Origin of the sequence: Nocardia suismassiliense (genome assembly GCF_900269665.1) — a bacterium.
Classification (GTDB): Bacteria; Actinomycetota; Actinomycetes; order Mycobacteriales; family Mycobacteriaceae; genus Nocardia; species Nocardia suismassiliense.
This window is the reverse complement of record NZ_LT985361.1, coordinates 3,360,241-3,378,616: the sequence shown is the minus strand read 5'-3', so window position 1 is coordinate 3,378,616 and position 18,376 is coordinate 3,360,241. Positions and strand designations below refer to the sequence as shown.

The 18,376-nt window shown below is 66.5% G+C and carries 14 protein-coding genes; 5 read left to right on the top strand and 9 right to left on the bottom strand.

The genetic code is table 11. The features are described 5' to 3' along the window. Nucleotides 1-206: 206 nt before the first annotated feature. Both DBO33_RS15275 and DBO33_RS15270 read right to left on the bottom strand, forming a co-directional pair. On the bottom strand, nt 207-3,431 hold the full coding sequence (locus DBO33_RS15275; protein WP_107655631.1) for a CHAT domain-containing protein: 3,225 nt from the start codon (nt 3,429-3,431) through the stop codon (nt 207-209). 49 nt (nt 3,432-3,480) lie between these two features. Further along, nucleotides 3,481-5,418 (bottom strand): potassium transporter Kup, encoded by a 1,938-nt coding sequence (locus DBO33_RS15270; RefSeq protein ID WP_107655630.1) that lies wholly within the window; start codon nt 5,416-5,418, stop codon nt 3,481-3,483. A 261-nt stretch (nt 5,419-5,679) separates the two neighbouring features. Between DBO33_RS15270 and lanL the strand changes: the two genes are divergently transcribed. From lanL to DBO33_RS15255, 3 genes are all read left to right on the top strand, one after another. Continuing rightward, nucleotides 5,680-8,376 carry a class IV lanthionine synthetase LanL gene (gene lanL / locus DBO33_RS15265; protein WP_199856625.1) on the top strand — a complete coding sequence of 899 codons (2,697 nt, stop codon included), beginning with the start codon at nt 5,680-5,682 and terminating at the stop codon, nt 8,374-8,376. Between the two features lie 37 nt (nt 8,377-8,413). Continuing rightward, a complete protein-coding gene (locus DBO33_RS44435; RefSeq protein ID WP_267897884.1) occupies nt 8,414-8,545 on the top strand; it encodes a hypothetical protein in 132 nt (43 codons plus the stop codon). A 314-nt stretch (nt 8,546-8,859) separates the two neighbouring features. Next, nucleotides 8,860-9,753, top strand: coding sequence for an esterase/lipase family protein (locus DBO33_RS15255; RefSeq protein WP_107655628.1), 894 nt, complete (start codon nt 8,860-8,862; stop codon nt 9,751-9,753). A gap of 10 nt (nt 9,754-9,763) precedes the next feature. Here DBO33_RS15255 and DBO33_RS15250 read toward each other — a convergent pair whose 3' ends face one another. From DBO33_RS15250 to DBO33_RS42810, 5 genes are all read right to left on the bottom strand, one after another. After that, the gene (locus tag DBO33_RS15250; protein WP_107655627.1) at nt 9,764-10,090 is read right to left on the bottom strand and encodes a hypothetical protein; all 327 of its coding nucleotides are present in this window, start codon (nt 10,088-10,090) and stop codon (nt 9,764-9,766) included. A gap of 63 nt (nt 10,091-10,153) precedes the next feature. Further along, entirely contained in the window at nt 10,154-11,464 is a 1,311-nt protein-coding gene (locus DBO33_RS15245) for a lipase family protein (protein WP_107655626.1), read from the bottom strand. Between the two features lie 160 nt (nt 11,465-11,624). Continuing rightward, on the bottom strand, nt 11,625-12,833 hold the full coding sequence (locus DBO33_RS15240) for a PucR family transcriptional regulator (RefSeq protein ID WP_107655625.1): 1,209 nt from the start codon (nt 12,831-12,833) through the stop codon (nt 11,625-11,627). A gap of 209 nt (nt 12,834-13,042) precedes the next feature. Further along, a complete protein-coding gene (locus DBO33_RS15235) occupies nt 13,043-13,372 on the bottom strand; it encodes a chromosome partitioning protein (protein WP_107655624.1) in 330 nt (109 codons plus the stop codon). A 2-nt stretch (nt 13,373-13,374) separates the two neighbouring features. After that, the gene (locus tag DBO33_RS42810; RefSeq protein ID WP_159080275.1) at nt 13,375-13,515 is read right to left on the bottom strand and encodes a hypothetical protein; all 141 of its coding nucleotides are present in this window, start codon (nt 13,513-13,515) and stop codon (nt 13,375-13,377) included. Between the two features lie 619 nt (nt 13,516-14,134). Here DBO33_RS42810 and DBO33_RS15230 point away from each other — a divergent pair. Both DBO33_RS15230 and DBO33_RS15225 read left to right on the top strand, forming a co-directional pair. Next, nucleotides 14,135-15,139 (top strand): LGFP repeat-containing protein, encoded by a 1,005-nt coding sequence (locus DBO33_RS15230; RefSeq protein WP_107655623.1) that lies wholly within the window; start codon nt 14,135-14,137, stop codon nt 15,137-15,139. 33 nt (nt 15,140-15,172) lie between these two features. After that, nucleotides 15,173-15,442, top strand: a complete 270-nt coding sequence (locus DBO33_RS15225; RefSeq protein ID WP_107655622.1) for a hypothetical protein — start codon at nt 15,173-15,175, stop codon at nt 15,440-15,442. 80 nt (nt 15,443-15,522) lie between these two features. Here DBO33_RS15225 and DBO33_RS15220 read toward each other — a convergent pair whose 3' ends face one another. Continuing rightward, nucleotides 15,523-16,665, bottom strand: a complete 1,143-nt coding sequence (locus DBO33_RS15220; protein WP_234390854.1) for a hypothetical protein — start codon at nt 16,663-16,665, stop codon at nt 15,523-15,525. Between the two features lie 114 nt (nt 16,666-16,779). Then, nucleotides 16,780-18,327 carry a beta-N-acetylhexosaminidase gene (locus DBO33_RS15215; RefSeq protein WP_234390853.1) on the bottom strand — a complete coding sequence of 516 codons (1,548 nt, stop codon included), beginning with the start codon at nt 18,325-18,327 and terminating at the stop codon, nt 16,780-16,782. Nucleotides 18,328-18,376 lie beyond the last annotated feature (49 nt).

Genomic DNA, 18,376 nt, shown 5'->3' with positions numbered 1-18,376 from the left:
GGCTCTCCCGCACAAGCTTGTTCCGACTGTTGCGCCGCCTACTGCAGCCGAGTCCGGCCAATACTCCTGCGAGCGAGGTCAATTTCCGGATCACCATCCCCGTGCATCACGAAAGTTTCTGCATAGCAACAGTTTATCGATAGCCACACGAATGCGGTGTCCCCCAAACGTCCTACAGCGACCGGCGATCCCCCGTGGCCGAATTTCTACACGCCCTGATGGAGATGGGCGGCCCAGCGGGTGGGAATCATCGGATTGTCGTCGCGCAGCCGGCGAACTGCCTCGGCCAACGCGTACGCGGTGTCTTCCGTCCGCGGCGGCTGGGTGCCGTTTCTGGTCAGCCGGGTGTAGAAATCGACGGCGATCCGTATGGCGGCGGCGTCGTTGATCGGCCACAGCGTGCCGATGACGTGGCGATAGCCCGCGAGATGAATTGCGGCAGTGAGGTGAATGGCCTCATCGACCAGAGCCGCGGTGGTGTGGGTAGTGCTGCACACCGACAGGTAGGCCAGATCAGCGGAGGTCAGGTCGAGTCGCGCCAAGGCGGTGACGGTGAGCGGCGCGGTCGCATGGTCGTAGAGCAACAGGCGGCTGTCGGCCGGACGGGCTCGGTCGGATACGCCATGACAAGCGAAGTGCGCGATCGAGTGCCCGGCCAGCGCGGTCGCGACCGCATCATGGGTGGCGTCGGGGCCGTCGAGGATCAACGGGCCGGCCAATAGACGGGACAGCCGCCGAGTCTCTCGATGCACACCCGGCAATGGCATCCCGCCGGGCACGCCGGGCGTGCTGGGCATAGCAATGATCATCGCGGTCGGCGCGGCGGTTACCGTACGGCCGCGCGCCCGTTCGAGCAACCGAATCGTGGTGATGTAGGACGACACGGTGCGATCCAGCACCGTGCGACGACCGGGCCGGGTGTGGTGGCCCGCGGCGTGCAGCGGAAAGTAGGCCAGCACCCCCACTGGGCACCACCTGACCCGCGGTCGGGGATTGACCATCAGGGTGATGCCGAGCCGATCGAGCACACTGCTCGCGATCGTGTCCCACAGCCAGCCGAGGATCTCGTGGATATCCCGTTGCGCGGCATCCTGGTCGGCGGGTGACTCGTCCGCCGCGGCCAACGCCGCGTTCAATCGGTCTACTTGTTTCTCGGCGGTCTTCAGAGTGAGGTCCGGCAACAGCACTGACTCCACGCATTCGCCGGGGCCGTCCCGCAGAATCAGCGCCCCACATCCCCCATTGTCCGCGTAGACCATGACTATCGGGCCGTTGTCGGCTTGCCGTCGCAATCGAGAAACGCTGGGCGGCAGCAGGAATTCGGCGAAGCCGGGCACGGCTCTGATGCGATCCAACAACGAAGTCCATTGCTGGAGCAGCCGTTTGCGCTGTTCGCCGACCTCGATCGCGCGCCTGGTGCCGCCATCGGGCTGCGTCGACACTGGATCGGCTTCTTCCATCGTGGTGAATTGCGCTCGCAGGCTATCGAATTCAGCGGCCAGTTCCGGCGCTGCCCGATTCAGGGCGGTCAGGTCGGTGCGGTCTTCGATTGTCTCGTTGAGCAGCAAACCGCGGGTCTGCTCGAGCAGTTCCACCGCACGCCCGGGGCGCCCGGCAGCGACCGCTATCGCACAGACCTCCGATGCCAGTCCGGCCAGCCGACCGAGCCCCTGTTCACGGTCGTGCCGCGACCACGCCCGAGGAGCGATCTGCGGTATCAACGCGACGACGGCCTCGATCGCGCCGAGCGCCGCGTGGGGCGCCATAAGTGTCATTTCGATACCCGCCAACATTCGACCGGCGGCGATGCGCTTGGTGATCGGTGCCGTCGGTGACGTCGCGGCCGCCCCGGCGACGTCACGCGCTTCGAACTGATACGCTAAACCCTTGGTGCGCACGAACATTCGCTGCAAGGCCAGCGCCAGATTCGTCAGATACCCGGCCCGGGCCGGATCGTCGACCGGGGTCGCCGCGACCGCGTCGCGGCCCACCTGCACCGCCTCCTCCAACACGGACAGCGCACCGGTCTGCTCGAACGAACGCTGCAAGATGCCACCGAAGTTGGACAGGTACATCCGCCGATCCGGGTCGTCGGCCGCAGTGGCCGCGATGCCCGCGCGAGCCAGCCGCACCGCTTCCGCTATCACGGCGGGATCACCCGTTCGCTCGTGCAGTGTCCGCAGGATGACGCCGAGACTCGACAGACGTCCGCTCCGGTGCCGGTGGTCAGCTGCGGTGGCCGCCAACGCTGCCCGACTGACGCGGGCCGCTTCTTCCAGTACCGGCAGTTCCTTCGTACGCTGGTACAACCGCTGCAGCGTGATCTCCAGATTGCCGAGGCACACCGTTCGGTCCGGGTGATCGGCGGGAGCGCTGGCAACCGCGCGCTGACCTGCACGCACTGCCTCTTCGAGTGCTGCCGCCTCACCCGTGCGTTCGTACAGCGATTTGAGCGCGAGGCCGAGGCTCGTCAAACGCCTTGCCATGGCGGGATGGTCCGGCGGCGTTGCGTCGACCGCCAAGCGACCAGCGCGCACCGCCTCCTCGATGACCGAAATCTCTCCAGTGCGGTCGAACTGAGCGTGCAGCGCGATCTCCAGGTTGCTCGACAGCGCCGCTCGATAGGCATCGTCGGCTCCGGCCGCTGCCACTGCGGAACGGCTGACCCGCACGGCCTCCTCGATCACGGCCAGATCACCGGTCCGCTCGAACAATCCGGTCAGGGTGAACCCAAGATTGGACCGCAGCCTGGCCGCTAGGAAGTGCCCGTCCGGCACTGTCGAGACTGCCTCCCGACCAACCCGCGCGGCCTCTTGGATAGCTGCCACCTCACCCGTCCGCTCGAACAGTTCCCGCAGGATCATCCCGAAGTCGTTTAAGCATCCGGGCCGAATCGGGTCATCGACCGCGATCGCGGCTATGGCGCTCCGGCCGACTTGCACTGCTTCCTCGAGTACCGCGACCTCACCCGTCCGCTCGAACAGTCCCCGCAGGATCATCGCAAGATTCGACAGCGCCGCGCCATGGGCGAAGTGCTCCTCGGGCGCAGCGGCTACCGCGTCCCGTCCGGCCTGCACCGCTTCCAGCAACAGCGCCATGTCATCTGTTTGCTCGAACAGCGAACGTAGCGCGGATCCCAGGTTCGTCAGGCACACCGCGCTGCGGGGATCCGCCGGGGGCATGGTCGCCACCGCGCTCCGGCCTGCTCCCACGGCCTCGCGCAGCATCGCCACATCGCCGGTCAGTTCGAACAATTGACGGGCTGCGACACTCAGATTCGACAGGGCCATTACCTCGTCGTCGTGCCCATTCAGCGCCGAGACCCCGTCGCGGAGCATGATAACCATCCTGCGCAACACCGAAACGTCTCCGGTTCGGTTGAACTCCGCATACAGTGCCAGCGCGCGGTCGTTGATTGTCGCGGCTTCCACAGCGGGAAGCCTATGGATGCGCGCGCGAATGCGGTGTCCGCCAAACGACCTACACCTCGACCCGCTCCCCCATGATCACCGTCCGCTGCCCCGGTAATCCGAAATACTCGGCGGCGTCGGCGGTGATGTAGGAGGTGGCGATGAACAGGCGCTTGCGCCACTGCGCCATGGTGGGGGCGGGGCCGCGTTTCAACTCGATTTTCGACAGGAAGTAGGACGCGTTCGCCACTGAGATACGCCCTTCGGTCTGCGCGGGGTCGAGCAGGCGCAGCGTGGCCGGGATGTTCGGGGTTTCCATGTAACCGAAATGCGCTGTCACGTGGATGATTCCGTCTTCGGCGTAGCCGAGCGCGTCGATCTCGGTGCGCGATACGTCGGGCACTCGGGGCACCGGAAGCGTGTCGATCGACAGGATCACCACATGTTCGTGCAGCACGCGATTGTGTTCGACATTTGCCCGCATCGCCAGCGGCGCGGTCTCTTTGCCGCGGTTGAGGAAGACCGCGGTGCCGGGGACGCGCGTCAAAGGTGGTTCGTGATGCTGCAATTCGTCCACGAAGGCGCGCAGTGGGCCTTCCTTCTCCTCCCGTGCGCGGGTGACGACGTCGCGACCGCGCGCCCACGTGCTCATGACCGTGAACGCGGTGAGCCCGATCAGCAGCGGCAGCCAGGCGCCGTGCACGAGCTTGGTCATGTTCGCCGACAGGAACATCGCGTCGACCGCGAGCAGCGGGACCGCGCCGAGCAGGACCAGCCACAGCGGGGTGTGCCATTTGATCCGGGCGAGGTAGAAGAACACCAGGGTCGTGATGGAGATCGTCGCGGTCACCGCCATGCCGAACGCGTAGGCCAGCGCCGCCGAACTGCGGAAGGCGAACACCAGCGTCAACACCGAGATCATCAACACCCAGTTGATCCACGGCACATAGATCTGACCGATGGTCGACTCCGAGGTGTGCGCTATGCGCAACCTGGGCAGGTAACCGAGTTGCGCCGCTTGGGAAGCCACCGAGTAGGCGCCGGTGATCACCGCTTGCGAGGCGATCACCGTGGCGGCGGTCGCCAGCAGCACCAGCGGCAGCCGCGCCCAGCCGGGGGCGAGCAGAAAGAACGGACTGCCCACGGTGCTTTCGTCGCCGAGGATCAGCGCGCCTTGGCCGAGATAGCTGAGGGCGCAGGCGGGCAGCACGAGCCCCAGCCAGCCCCGGGTGATCGCCTTCCGGCCGAAGTGGCCCATGTCGGCGTAGAGGGCCTCGGCGCCGGTCACCGCGAGCACGATCGCGGCCAACGCGAAGAAGGCGATACCGAAGTGCCCGACCATGAAGCTCAGCGCATAGGTCGGCGACAGGGCCTTCAGGATCTCCGGATGACGCACGATGCCGGACACACCGAGGATCCCAATCGTCCCGAACCAGAGGATCATCACCGGCCCGAACAGCCGGCCGACCGCCGCGGTGCCGCGCCGCTGCACCGAGAAGAGCCCGATGATGATCACCGCCGTGATCGGCACGATCAGCTCTTCCAGGCCGGGCTGCACGATCTTCAGGCCCTCCACCGCGGACAACACCGAGATCGCCGGGGTGATCATGCTGTCACCGAAAAACAATGCGGCACCGAAGATTCCGAGGCCGGCCAGCAGCGTGGCGGTCCGGCCGCCCCGCTTACCCGCCAGCCGTCGCAGCAGCGTGATGAGCGCCATGATCCCGCCCTCACCATCGTTGTCCGCGCGCATCACCAGCGTGATGTAGGTGAGCGTGACGATGATCATCACCGACCAGAAGATCAGGGACACAACGCCGTACACGTTGTCCGGGCTGATCGGCACCGGATGCGGATCGCCCGGATTGAAGACCGTCTGAATGGTGTAGATCGGGCTGGTTCCGATGTCGCCGAACACCACCCCGAGCGCCCCGACCACGATCGCCGCCCCCGCCGTCCGGCCACCGGTGGGATGCAACGACGGACTGACCTCGACCCCTGTGCCCATGTCGCCTCCTCGTTGCGCGGCCCTCACCCATCGTGCCGTGATTCGCCGCCACGTCACCGTAGCCACGCGGCGAGCCGACGCATCGGCTCGAAGTGCGCTGCGGCGCGATACTGCGCTGGGCCCGTCGTCCGGGAGATCCGACCGGTCGGACACCGGGCGCACACCAGAAGTATGGGCACGACGCTCCCCCACCCCGCGACTAGCATCGGAGCACGCTTTGCCGCAAATCGCTGTGTAGTACCGGATGAGGGGCATCCATCGATGACCGAGGTGCTGGCTGGTCGGCCCGCGAACTCGGCCGTCGCGGCGGGCTATCGGTCGATCGCGATGGCGGTGCTGGCGGAATCGACCGCGGGCATCCGGTGGCGGTTGTGCGTCGGTGAAACCTGGTGCACGGTAACGCCGCCGAGGCATCGGCCCCGGTCGCAAGGCTGGAAGTTGCACGTCTCCGCCACCCCGGTGTCCGCGCCGGAAGTGCTGGCCAACGCGGCGCGGGTACTCGCGGCGCACGAGTGCGCTTTCAAATTCGCCGCGACCCCGCGAATCATCGCCGAGCTCAATGGCGTTCGGGCCGACCGAGCGCAGTCGGGCAAGTTCCTCACCGTGTACCCGGTCGACGACGATCAGCTACGGATCCTCGCGGAACAACTGCACGAGGCGACCGTCGGACTCGCCGGCCCGGCGATCCTGTCCGATCGCCGCTACCGGCCGGACAGCCTGGTGCACTACCGATTCGGATGTTTCGCGGCCCCGAGCGACCTGGACGACACGGGCTTCTACGAGGGGCAACTGCGCGCACCGGACGGCACCGCGACCGCCGACGCGCGAAACCCGTGGTTCTCGCCGCCATCCTGGGCCAGCCCACCGTTCGACCCGCCGGCGAAGAGTGGCCCGAGCCGCAAACGTGGCGACCCGGTGCTCATCGCGGGCCGCTACCTCGTCACTGCGGCGATCCGGCATTCCAATCGCGGCGGCGTCTACCGTGCTCGCGACCAGCACACCGGCGACGAGGTGCTGCTCAAGGAGGCCCGCCCGCACATCGCGGCGGATCCGACCGGGCAGGATGCCAGGGATCGGCTGCGGCACGAGGCAGCGATCCTGCGGCGGCTCGGCCCGACCGGGATCACCCCCGCACTGCGCGACGTCGTGACGGTCGCCGAGCACGTGTTCCTAGTCGAGGATCTGATCGAGGGCACCAGTCTGCAACGCTGGCCTGCCGGGCGCGAGCGGCAGGTCCCGGTGACCGAGGTCTGGCAGCTGGCGCGCGAGCTCACCCAGCGGATCGCCACGGTGCACGAAAAGGGTTACGTGCTGCGCGATCTCGCGCCGAGCAATGTCATGGTGACACCGGACAACATCCCGGTGCTCATCGATATGGAATGCACGGTGCGCACCGATCAGTCGGCATATATCGCGGGCACACCAGGATTCGGCGCGCCGGAATACTTCGGTGCGACCGGGCGCGACACCGCTCAGCCGGTGCCCGCGCCAGGCCCGGAAGTCGATTGCTTCAGCCTCGGCGCCACCCTCCTGTTCGTCGCCGCCGGCATCAACCCGGTGCTGGCGGCCGACGCACGGCCGACCGGTGCGCGCCTCGCGGCGATCGTCGAGGCCGCCGCGCCGACCTCGCCTGCACTGCGTGCACTCGCCCCGCTCATCCTGGGCCTCACCGCTGAGGTTCCGCACCGTTGGTCGCTGGCCCGCGCCGCCGTGTTCCTGCGATCCAAACCTATTGCCGGGCAGGAACTTCCGGGTCCGGAACTACCCGCGGAGAAAATCGATCGCCTGCTGTGCGACGGACTGTCCTACCTGATCGACACGATGACCCCGCACAGCGGGTACCTCTGGCCGCGACCTCCGGCGCTGCCGCCGGGAGATCCGTGCAACGTGCAACTGAGCGCGGCAGGCGTGCTCGCCGTCCTGGACCGCGCGGTGCGCTCCGGAAAGCACTGGGTGGCACCGGCATTGGCGACCGCAGCCGACTGGCTCGACCAGCGACTCACCAAACCGAGCCGCATCCTGCCCGGACTGTATTTCGGACGCTCGGGCACCGTCTGGGCATTACACTCCGCCGCAAACACTTTGGGCGATGCCGCACTGGCCGAACGCGCACTGGACTACGCGCTGCGCATTCCGCTCGACTGGTCCAACCCCGACATCTGCCACGGCTTGGCGGGCGCGGGCATGGCGCAACTCCAGCTGTGGCGATCCAGCGGTGATCAGCGGTTCGCCGAACGAGCCACGGAGTGCGCCGACCGCCTGGTCCAACTGACCAAAGCGGCTGACCGCCGGGTGGATTGGCTGGCCGGTGCACAGTTCCGCGACGAACTCGCGGGCTCGGAGTCCTACGGTTTCGGCCACGGTGTCGCGGGCAATGCGGCGTTCCTGCTCGCCGCGGGCCGTGATCTGCACCAACCCGACCTGATCGAGATCGCGATCGGCGGCGGCCACGCGCTGTGCGCCGTGGCCGAACTCGACGGCGACGGCGCGCGCTGGCCGAAGGGGCCAGGCAAGACCGACACTCCCGACCTGAACTTCTGGTGCAACGGCACCTCCGGCATCGGCACCTTCCTCATCCGGCTCTGGCAGGTGACCGGGGAACCGCGGTTCCGCGAGTTCGCCGAACGGGCCGGGCGCACGGTGTACCGGGACCGCTGGCGGCTCGCGACGGGGACCTGCCACGGCATCGCGGGCAACGCCGAACTACTGCTCGATCTCGCCGCAGCGACCGGGCAGCCCCGCTATCGGCAGTGGGCGGCGGAGATCGCCACCTGCCTGTACGTCCGGGCCACCGAACGCGACGGCAGGCTCCTCGTCCCCGACGACACCATGCGTGCGGTGTGCGCGAGTTACAACGTCGGGCTCGCCGGCGTACTGGACTTCCTGCTGCGCCTCGAACATGGCGGATCCCGTTCCTGGTTGGTCGACCACCGACCGACCGGTGATGGCCCGCCGTGAGAAAAGAACACAGAGAATCGCAGAAAGGAGGCGAATCGTGGAAGCCGACGTCTTGGAGTTGCAGGACCTGCCGGAAATCGAAGAGCAGCCGATGGAGCCGCAGATGTGCTGCCGCAGCCATTACCGCAGCTTCGTATGGGCTGACAGTTACAACTCGACGCCCGAATAGTGTGTTGCTGCCGTGTGGGAGATCGGTAACCCACTCCTGCACGGCAGCCACCGAAACCGCGCACGGTGTGCTCGATGCCCAGTTCAGCAGCGCGAAATTGGGCTTCATCCCAATCGTTAAGCTCGCTGTTAAGTAGAACTGAACGCATCGGATGCTCGTCGATGTGGTGTGCGCTAGGCTCGAAATCACCGCGTTATCACATGATCTCCCCGCCATATTCGATCTTCCCCGAATAACTTCGCGAAGAAACGCGGGACGGTGGCCCGCTGGTATTGCGGCATGCTCGCCGTCGAACCGGAGATGAGGAGCCTTTCGTGCGTGGATCCATTGCCCGGCTGTCCGTGGCCGGTCTGAGCGTGTTGGCGCTCACCGTTCTGTCGTCCGCCACCGCAGTCGCCGACGAGCCCGCGCCCAGCGAGGGGTCGTCCGACATCGATGTCGTGCCACCGCCGCCGGGCGCGAACAACTGGTCCTGCCGCCCCAGTACCGCGCATCCGCGCCCAGTTGTTCTGGTACACGGCACCTTCGAGAATCGCCTGGACAACTGGTTCGCCATGGCCCCGCGGCTCGCGGCCGCAGGCTACTGCGTCTACGCGCTCGATTTCGGTCGCGGCCTCGGCGGAACAGTGTCCGGCATCGGCCCGATGCGCGCCTCCGCCCAAGAGATCTCGGATTTCGTCGACCGAGTACTCGCGACCACCGGCGCACAGCAGGTCGATATCGTCGGCCATTCCCAAGGCGGCGTACTGCCCCGCCACTACGTGAAGAACCTCGGCGGTGCCGACAAGGTGCACACCCTCGTCGGCCTCGCACCTGACAACCACGGCACCACCTGGGGTTTGATCGGCCTCCCGATCACCCTGATTCCCCCGGCAACCGACCTGCTGTGCCCGTCCTGCCGGGAACAGCTGCCCACCTCGGAGTTCATCACCCAGCTGAACGCCGGCGGCGAAACACAACCCGGCATCCGCTACACCGTCATCGTGTCCAAGTTCGACGAGTTCGCCACGCCCTACACCACCGGCTTCCTCACCGGCCCCGACGTCGACAACATCACCCTCCAAGACATCTGCCCCACAAACCTTTCCGAGCACATGGCAATAACCTCCGACCCCACCACCATCCAGTTGGTCCTCAACGCCCTGGATCCGGAAAACCCCTCCCCCGCCCCGTGCGGCCTCGGCGCCGGATCCGCACAGACGCGGTAGATCCGTGCATTCAGAACGGAATGAAATTCCCCGCGCGGTTCAGTAGGAACGGCGACCCGGGCCTGACCGGCTGCCAACCCTGGGCCAGCGCCATCTGGATGCTCTCGGCAACGTGCGCCGGGTAAACCGGAACGGCTCGGGCGCTCATCCAGTTGCTCGGGTGCGCGTGCCCGGTCGCGACAACCAGTGTCGCGCCGGGATACTCGGCGTGCTCGACGGCGTAGGTGCACGGGGAAGCCGCGAGGCCTTGGTCGTAGGTGGGCCGACCACGCAGTCGCCACCGGTAGGTCGTCGCATCGACGACGATCCGACGTGCCCCCTTCTTACGCAGCGCCACCGAGCCTCCTCATGCCTGCACAGTAGCCAGCTCTCGGCCTCCGAGCGAAGGCATTTCGGCTGACTAGCCAGGGATCTGGAAGTCGGCCTTGAAGCGCGGGCCCGGTGGGAGGCCGCGCAGCACCGCGCTGATCCAGGCCACCGCGGGCGGCCAGCCCGCCACCGCGTTGACGACGTGCTCGGGCAGCGGCACGGTGAAGAATCGAAGATCCGCACCGCGGTTCCAGTAGTCGTTCACCACGGGCAGCACCGCGGACGCGGGAATCAGCTCATCCCAGATGCCGTGGAACCAGAAGATCGGACTGTCCGGAATGTGCTGGCCCAGGCTCTGTTCCTGGAGCACTTGCCACACGCCGGGCGCGGTCTCCAGGCTCAGGCCGGGCTGGAAGTAGTCGCTGATCGGCCGGTACATGCCGGACAGCGCGATCGTGTACACGCAGCGGCTCTGTATGTCCTGCAGGATGGCTTGGCCCTCCGTGGTCAGCAGCTTCGTCGCGTCGAACACCTCCGGGAATTCGCGGGAGAACCCGGCGAAGCCGAGCCACATCGTGAAGTTGCTGATGCCGGTGAGTCCCGGTTGCTGCTGTGTCGCGTAGCGCGCCTGCAAGCGCAGGTCACCAGGAGTGCCACCGAAGGCGGTACCCAGCAATCGCACGTCGGGCGCGTAACTTTCACGCATCTCGGCCGCGCGGATCGATCCGGAGCCACCACCCGAATAGCCGTACAGGGCGATACCGGAATCCGAAAGCCCCAGCGTCGCATCGTTTTTCATGGCTCGCAGGCTGTCCAACACCATCTTGCCCTCGTCGAAGGTGTTGAATGTGTTGAACTTGCCGTCGAAGTCGGGCACGTTGATCGCGAAACCCTGCGCCAGCCAACCCGTCGCCAGCGCGGCCTCTTTCATGGTGCCGACCTGCAACGTGTACGACGGATTGCAGGCCGAGTTCGTCGAGTCGATCGCCTCCTGGAACGACACCACCGGGCGCGCGCTACCCGTCCAGGGAATCCCCGGCGTGATCACCGACGTCGCGGTGGCGATCGGGTTATCGTGAATGTCGTTGCTACGGAACAACAATTGCTTGGTGTCCACCGGGAACGGAATGCCGAGAATGCGGGTCTGCACGCTGCGCGTACGAATGATCTGCCCCGGCGCGTACGACGCCAGATCGGCCGGATCCGCGTACCACGGGTCTTCGGCGGGCACCGGGATCGGCAGCAGATCGTAGATCTGCGGTTCAGTGGGCAACTGCGGCAACTGATTCTGATCCGGCGGGAACGTCGGATACGGATCGCCGACCGCGACGCCGGCGCTGGACACGGCAAGGCAGAGCGCCGCCAATGGCACCGCTGCCCATGTGAATCTCTCCCCGAACATGCACCCTCGTCTCGTCATGTGTGACCGGCAAACCGAACTCGAGTCAGTACACTCCCGTGCGCGTCCGTCTCGCTATCGACAAACAAACAGAGTCCCCGCCGCGGCAGTTGTGCACATCCATAGCGCCCGGAGCCGGTCGCCCATGACTCGGTCCACGAAATCAGGCCGAGAAGCCCTTGGATTCCAAGAGTTGCGCGGTCCGCGCCGCCGACAATGTCATCGCTTCCGTCGGGCGCTGCGGGTCGTATCCGGTGAGTTCGGCTATCCGCGCCAACCGATAGGTAATCGTATTGCGGTGCACGAACAATAGCCGCGCCGCGGCATTCTGATTGCACTCGTTCGCGAAGAAAACGCCGAGCGTCTCCGCCAATACCGGTTGATCCGCGAGCGGCGCCAGCACCGAGGCCAACTCGGTGCGCACCGACGCGTCGACCGCCACCGCGTACTCCATCCGCAGATCCTGCCGACGGCAGATGATTTCGCTGCGGGTGAGGCAGCGGCCGAGCTCTGCGACCACCCTGGCCTCCGAGAGAGCGGCCGGAATGGCCGCACGGGTCGGCGCGGGCGAGACGCCGATCCACAGCAATGGCGGTGTCTCCCTGGCGAACCCGGGCGCCAACCGCGCCGACAGCTGCTCGATCACCGCCGAGCTGTCCCCGTCCGGACCGATAGGAATCAGCGCGGTCCAGCCACGGATATCGCGGCGCAGGAACGCACCGGGCAGATCGTGGATCCGCTGCCGCAGATCGGTGAGCGTGCCGGGGCCCGGGTCGCCGGGCCGGATCACAGTGACCACGAACGCGTCCGCGACCGGCACGGCCGGATCACCCATCCAATCGACCGGATCCCGCCCGGCCAGTAGGGCGTCGACGATTCCGCGCCTGCGTTCCAGCTCGTCCCACGGCCGCCGCCGGGCATCCTCGATGCAGGCGACCGCGATGCGCGCCGTCATCAGCGAGAGGTACTCCGACAGCGGGCGGCCGATCTCGGCCAGCGCCGCCCGGCCGGCCGGCGACGCCGTGGTCGGCAGCTGCGACCAGAGGAAGTCGACGGCGGCCCGATAGTTGCGCAGCACCTCGTCCAGCGGCATTCCGTCGTGCACCAGCGAGACCGCACGTTCGACCAGCGGCCGGGTATCGTCCTCGCACGGCTCGTTCCCGTCGAGCCAGAACTGGAAGAACAGCCGCACATTCAACTCGGCGGCCGGGACGAAGTCGGCGTCGACCAGCGAGCTGGGTAGCCCGTCGTACACCGGCGACTGCGTGGAGAACCCGTCGACCAGCGCGATCGCATCCGCGAGCAGCCGCTCGATGGTGCCGGACCGGCGGGTGGTGCGGTCGAACGCGGCAACGGTGCCCGCTCTGGTCACGGCAACTCCCAACGACGATGTCTGGTACCGCCCGGCAGACGCGGTTCAATTAACCCGGTACCGCCGGTTACGAGAATTTAGCAGACCTGTCGCCGCCGTCGAGCGGATTCACCACCACCGACGCCGGATGCTGCCCGGCGTCACCACCACGTCGGGGCCGGGTACCGCCGAGCGTCACCACCACCGTCAGCGCCGGGTACCTCCTGGCGTCACCACCACCGTCGACGCCGGGTGCTGCCGGGCGTCACCACCCCGGCCACCGCCTGCCGCAGCGCCTCGGCGAACCGCGGATCCACCACGGCTGCCGCGCTCAGCGAACGTTCGGCAGCCGCCCGGGCCCGCGACGACAGCTCGCCGGTCCGCGCCTCGGCGATCAACCGCCCGATCGTCGGATCGGCACCGAGCTTGCCGACCACCACATTCCAGACCCGATCGACCGCGAGGTCGAGGGCCTGATCGGTGAGGCCGTTGACGCGCATCCCGGCCCGGCGCACCCGGCCCAACGACCAGGCGACGAGCATCTCGATGACGACATCCATCCCTATCGGCCGCCCTTGTCGTCGCCGTGCGGTGTCCGGTCCGAATGGTTGCGCCGATAGACGCCCTCGGCACAGAAACTGGTGGCGCCCCAGACGATCGTCGCGCCGATCGCCAGTCCGACCAGGATGACCAGCAGATCCATCGAAAGTCACACTCCCCGTTGTGGTCTACCCATGCAGTCATGGTCGCCGTCGCGGGCCGAGCTGGGTATCCGCTGAACGTCCGACAGCGGCGGGCTCGGCGGGGAACCGATACAGTTCGGCCTTGTCGAAATCCGCGCCGAGCGGACGCTGGCGAGTGGTGGTTCCCTTGCTGCTTCTCGCGCAGCGGTACTACCGACGCCGCTATTCCCGCGTAATGGCGCGCTGACGGGCCGCTCGATGGCCACACCGCAGTAACTGACCCGGCGGCATTCGACCGCCGATTTCCCGCATCCGGGGCGGTCAACCACTGATTTCCAGCGAAAACCATGTTTGACGCCGCTCCAACAGGGGAATTGCCCGGCTGTAGCTGATCGACCGTGCCATTACGCGGGCGGGAATACACTACGAATACAGGAGCGCAACGCTGATATCGCCAACCGACAGTCCGAGTTCGACCAGGACGGGATAACAGCCGGAATCAGCCTTTACCCGGGGCAATACACCGGGAGTTTCGGGCAAGCGCGACCCTCACCACCGATCACGTCCAGGTCGAAGGCACAGCGGCGGACCGGCCGCGCTTTGTCGGCTCGCGCATCGCACTGACGAATCGAGGAGATCATGCCTGAAATGTTGGATACCCATCGAGGAAAGAACCGGCGCCGCACGTCTCTCACGGTCAACGTGCTGGCCCTACTCGCTTCGGGGCTACTGGCCGGGACCGCAGCTCCGGCGGTAGCCGACCCGTCCGCGGACGCGGTCAATGCGATCGACGCGCACTACGCCGAGTTCGGCGGCTCGGGATCCTTCCTGGGCGCCCCGCTCGGCCCGGCCACCGATGTCGCCGGTGGTGCCGAACGCGCCTACCAGGGCGGTGTCATCTACTACTCGCCGAACACCGGGGCCAAGGCGATGTACGGCGAAATCCTCGTCAAGTACAAGTCGCTGGGCGGACCGAGCGGCCCGCTGAGTTTCCCCACCAACGATGAGTCCGGCGCGGGCGACGGCGTCGGCCGATACAACGACTTCGCCGAGCCCGGCGGAGCCGCGATCTACTGGAAGCCCGAAACGGGCGCCTGGACCCTCAAGGGCAAGGTGCTCGACGCATGGCGCGAAAGCGGCGGCGTCACCGGGCCTTTCGGTTACCCGCGCTCGGACATGACCGTCGATGACGGCGTCGCGACGGCCAACTTCGAGGGCCCCGGCGGCACCGAGATCAAGTGGTCGGAGAACAACGGGCTGGCCACACAGCCGCCGGAGCTAGCCGCGTCCCTACCGGGATTCCGCGCGGACGCACCTGACGTCGCGGTACCGAACCCAGTGCCGAACCCCGACATCGAGGGGACGACCGACTCCGACGGGTCCGGCATCAACCGGTGGTGGGGCATCCCCATCGGTTTGGCCATCACCGCCGTCGTAGGCGGGCTGCTCGCCATGCTCGGCAGGCGCCGGGCGGACACCACGACCATGCGCGGCGCCCCCACCCCCGGGACGTCGGCAACGGCGGCGGGCCGACAAGGGTTCACACCGTCGCGCACCGACGCGACAGCCACCGGACAGCGCGGTACCGCGAATGTCTCAGGGGCACATGAGATGCACCGCGACGCACCTACTACGCGCCGCTAGACCGGTAACACTCCACCAGGGAAAGGAACGACAATGGAATGGTTGTTGGGTGTACTAGGTGGTCTGGTCGGCGGGAACATGGCCGGCGCGGGTAAAGGCTTGGGTCCCGTCGGCAATACTGCCGCGGGTGCCGTCGGTGGCGGTGTCACCGGCGCGATCATCCAGGCGGCGACCGGCTCGGGTCTGGATCTCGGGCAGGTCATCGGGCAAGTCGCTGGCGGCGGTGTCGTCGGCGCCGTGCTGACCGCGGTACTGGCGATGTTCGCGAAGAATCGGCAGACCACCGACCGGGTGGCCCGCTGATCTCGTTGTGACAGCGGAATTCCCGGCGGTGCGGCCTCTTTCCGAGGTGGCACCGCCGGGAATTCGCATGACGGAGAACGTTACTCGTGCACGTGTTGCATCCGGTCGAACTCCTCCTTGGTCATCTCCTCCGGCGACTGCTCCGGGAGCCGCCGGGTTTCGACGGAGTCCTGACCGACGTTGCCACCGTCGTAAACCACTGAGGCCCAGTTGTTCTGGGCCTGCAGCGAGGTGTAGTTCCGGTCATTGTTGACGCTGGTCCGCACGCCGGAGGTCTGGATGCTGCCGTTGCAGTTCCAGTCGATCGGCTGGTCCGCCGCACCGGTCCGCTTGCGGGTGTTGTCCGGGCAGAAGTACACCGTCCGCCAGCCCGCGGCCACCGGCCCGAGGCCCTGCCGCTCCTGCAGCGAGTTCTCGTTCAGCGCAGGCGGATTCACGCCCGAGTAGCCGAAGTTCGAGGTGCCGTCGGTCTTGGGCACGCCCGAGAACTGGAAGCTGTAGTTCATCACGCTGAGGTAGTTCGGCTTGTAGTTGACGTGGTCCACGCCACCGTGTTTCAGGCCGAGGTTGTGCCCCAGTTCGTGGATGAACGTGCCGACGTTGCCGTCGTCACCGGGATTCCAATTGCACTTCGGGCCGAGCGAGACGACGAAGGTGTCCGCCGGGATACCCAGCGAGATACCGCTGCTGCAACCGCCGTTGTAGGAATCCGCCCAGATCATGTAGTGGAACACCCGGGCCCGCACCGCGGCGAAGTTGCTGCGTTTGATCGCCGCGACCTGGCTGTCCACCGGGGACAGATCGTTGTCGTAGGGCACCTGGTTGCCGCCGCCGAGATCGTAGGCGGTGCCCCTGGCGTTGCCCGCGTCCAGGTGGATCGAGATCCCGTTGCGGCCGTCGGGGTTGGTGACCGGCGCATTGGCGAAGACCGCGACGACTCGGTCCAGGGCCGGGGTGGTCGGCAGGCGCCCGTTCATGTAGTCCATCTCGACGAAGATGTCCTTGTGGTTCGGATTCGCGCCCATCTTGGGCAGGTCCACGTCGATCGTGCCGTCGCCGTTGGCGTCGTAGCCGTTCTTCTCCCAGGTATCGGGCAATCCGTCACCGTCGGTGTCGACCGCCGCGGCGTCCGGTTGGGCAGCCACGGTGGCCGGGGTGAGGACCGTCCCCAGTCCGGCTAGCAGCGCGAGGCAAGCAATGAAAGTTCTTCTGTAAGGCGACACCTCGAACTCCTTCCGGATCGTTCGCTGGGGACGATCCTGTAATCCGGCCGATCCGAATTGCGATGGGTTATCTAGCCATCCGAGAATGTTTTTCGGATGGTTGTGTTGCGCGGGCTATTTCCAATCCACCTGCGGGGAGCGGTAGAAGTTGATGCCCTGCGCGGTCCAGATCGGGCCCTGTTTGGCGAGCCGCGCCCGATACTTGTCCCAGTTGTGCGTCGCCGCGGGCGACCAGCCGATCTCGGCGATGCCCGAAAGCCTGGGGAACGCCATGTATTCGATGTCGGCGCTGGTCCGCAGGGTCTCCGACCACAGCGGCGCCTCCACACCGGCCAGCTGGTTCTCCGTGACGCCGGGCAGGAAGGTGGCCGGATCCCAGTCGTAGGAATCCTTCACCTCGACCAGGCCCGCCCATTGCAGACCGAGCTTGGTGTCCTTGTTGTACTTCATATCCAGGTACGCCTTGTTGGCCGGCGACATCAGGATCTTGTTGCCGCGCTTGGCCGCTGCCGCGACATCGGCGTTGCTCCTGGCGGGATCCCAGTACTGCGGGATGGCCGAGGTCGGCGGGTTGGTCACCACGATGTTGTGCCAGCCCTGCGCCTTCTTGTCATAGGTGGCCAGCATCGGGGTGACCTTGTCGAAGAAGGTCTTGTAGTCGGCGTCGGAGGTCGCGTGCGCCTCGTCACCGCCGATGTGGATGTACTTGCCGGGGGTCATCGCCGCGACCTCGCGGATGACATCCTCGACGAACTTGTAGGTGATGGGCAGGCCGATGCACAGCGAGCTGTAGCCGACCTCGATATCGGTGCGTGGCGGCACCGGCTTACCGTCGCAGTTCAATTCGCCGTACGACGCCTGCGCGGCATTGGTGTGGCCCGGCATATCGATCTCCGGGATCACCGTAATGTGCCGGGACGCCGCGTAATTCACGATGTCCTTGTACTGCTCCTGGGTGTAGTAGCCACCCGGGTCACCACCCACCGCGGTTTGGCCGCCGATCTCGGCCAGCCGGGGCCAGCTCTTGATCTCGATGCGCCAGCCCTGATCGTCGGTCAGGTGCAGGTGCAGGGTGTTGATTTTGTACTGGGCGATCTGGTCGATGTAGCGCTTGACCTGATCCGGCTTGAAGAAATGCCGAGCCACGTCGAGCATCGCGCCGCGCTGGCGGAAACGCGGGTAGTCGAGCACTTTTCCGCCCGAGACCGTCCAATCCCGTTTCTGCACAGTCGTTTTGTTGATATCCGCCGGGAACAGCTGGCGCAGCGACTGCACGCCGCCGAACAGCCCGTCGGTGGTGTTGGCCTTCAGCTTGACCCCGTTTTTGGTCACGTGCAGCTGATACCCCTGATCACCGACGCGGGAACCGGCGTCGCCGAGTTCCAGGGTGATCGCGGACTTCTTGCCGAGGTCGTATTGATCGACCACCGGTACTGGAAAACCCGTGGCGGGCCGGAGCAGACCGGCCAGGTAGTTCCCGACATCCTTGGCCTGATGTTCGGCGCGGATCACGGTCTCGGCGGTCAGCTTGAAGTTCGAGCCGGGGTCCGGCCTGGCTTCGACGGGGACCGGCACGATATCGGTGACACCGCGTTCTGTTGCTTGTGGATTGTCGGCGGCGTTACCTGCCGAGCCGGGCATGACGAGCGTGGTCAAAGCCACGACTGCGCCGAATGCAAAGGGATATAGGAACTTCCGCATAGCGTACCTC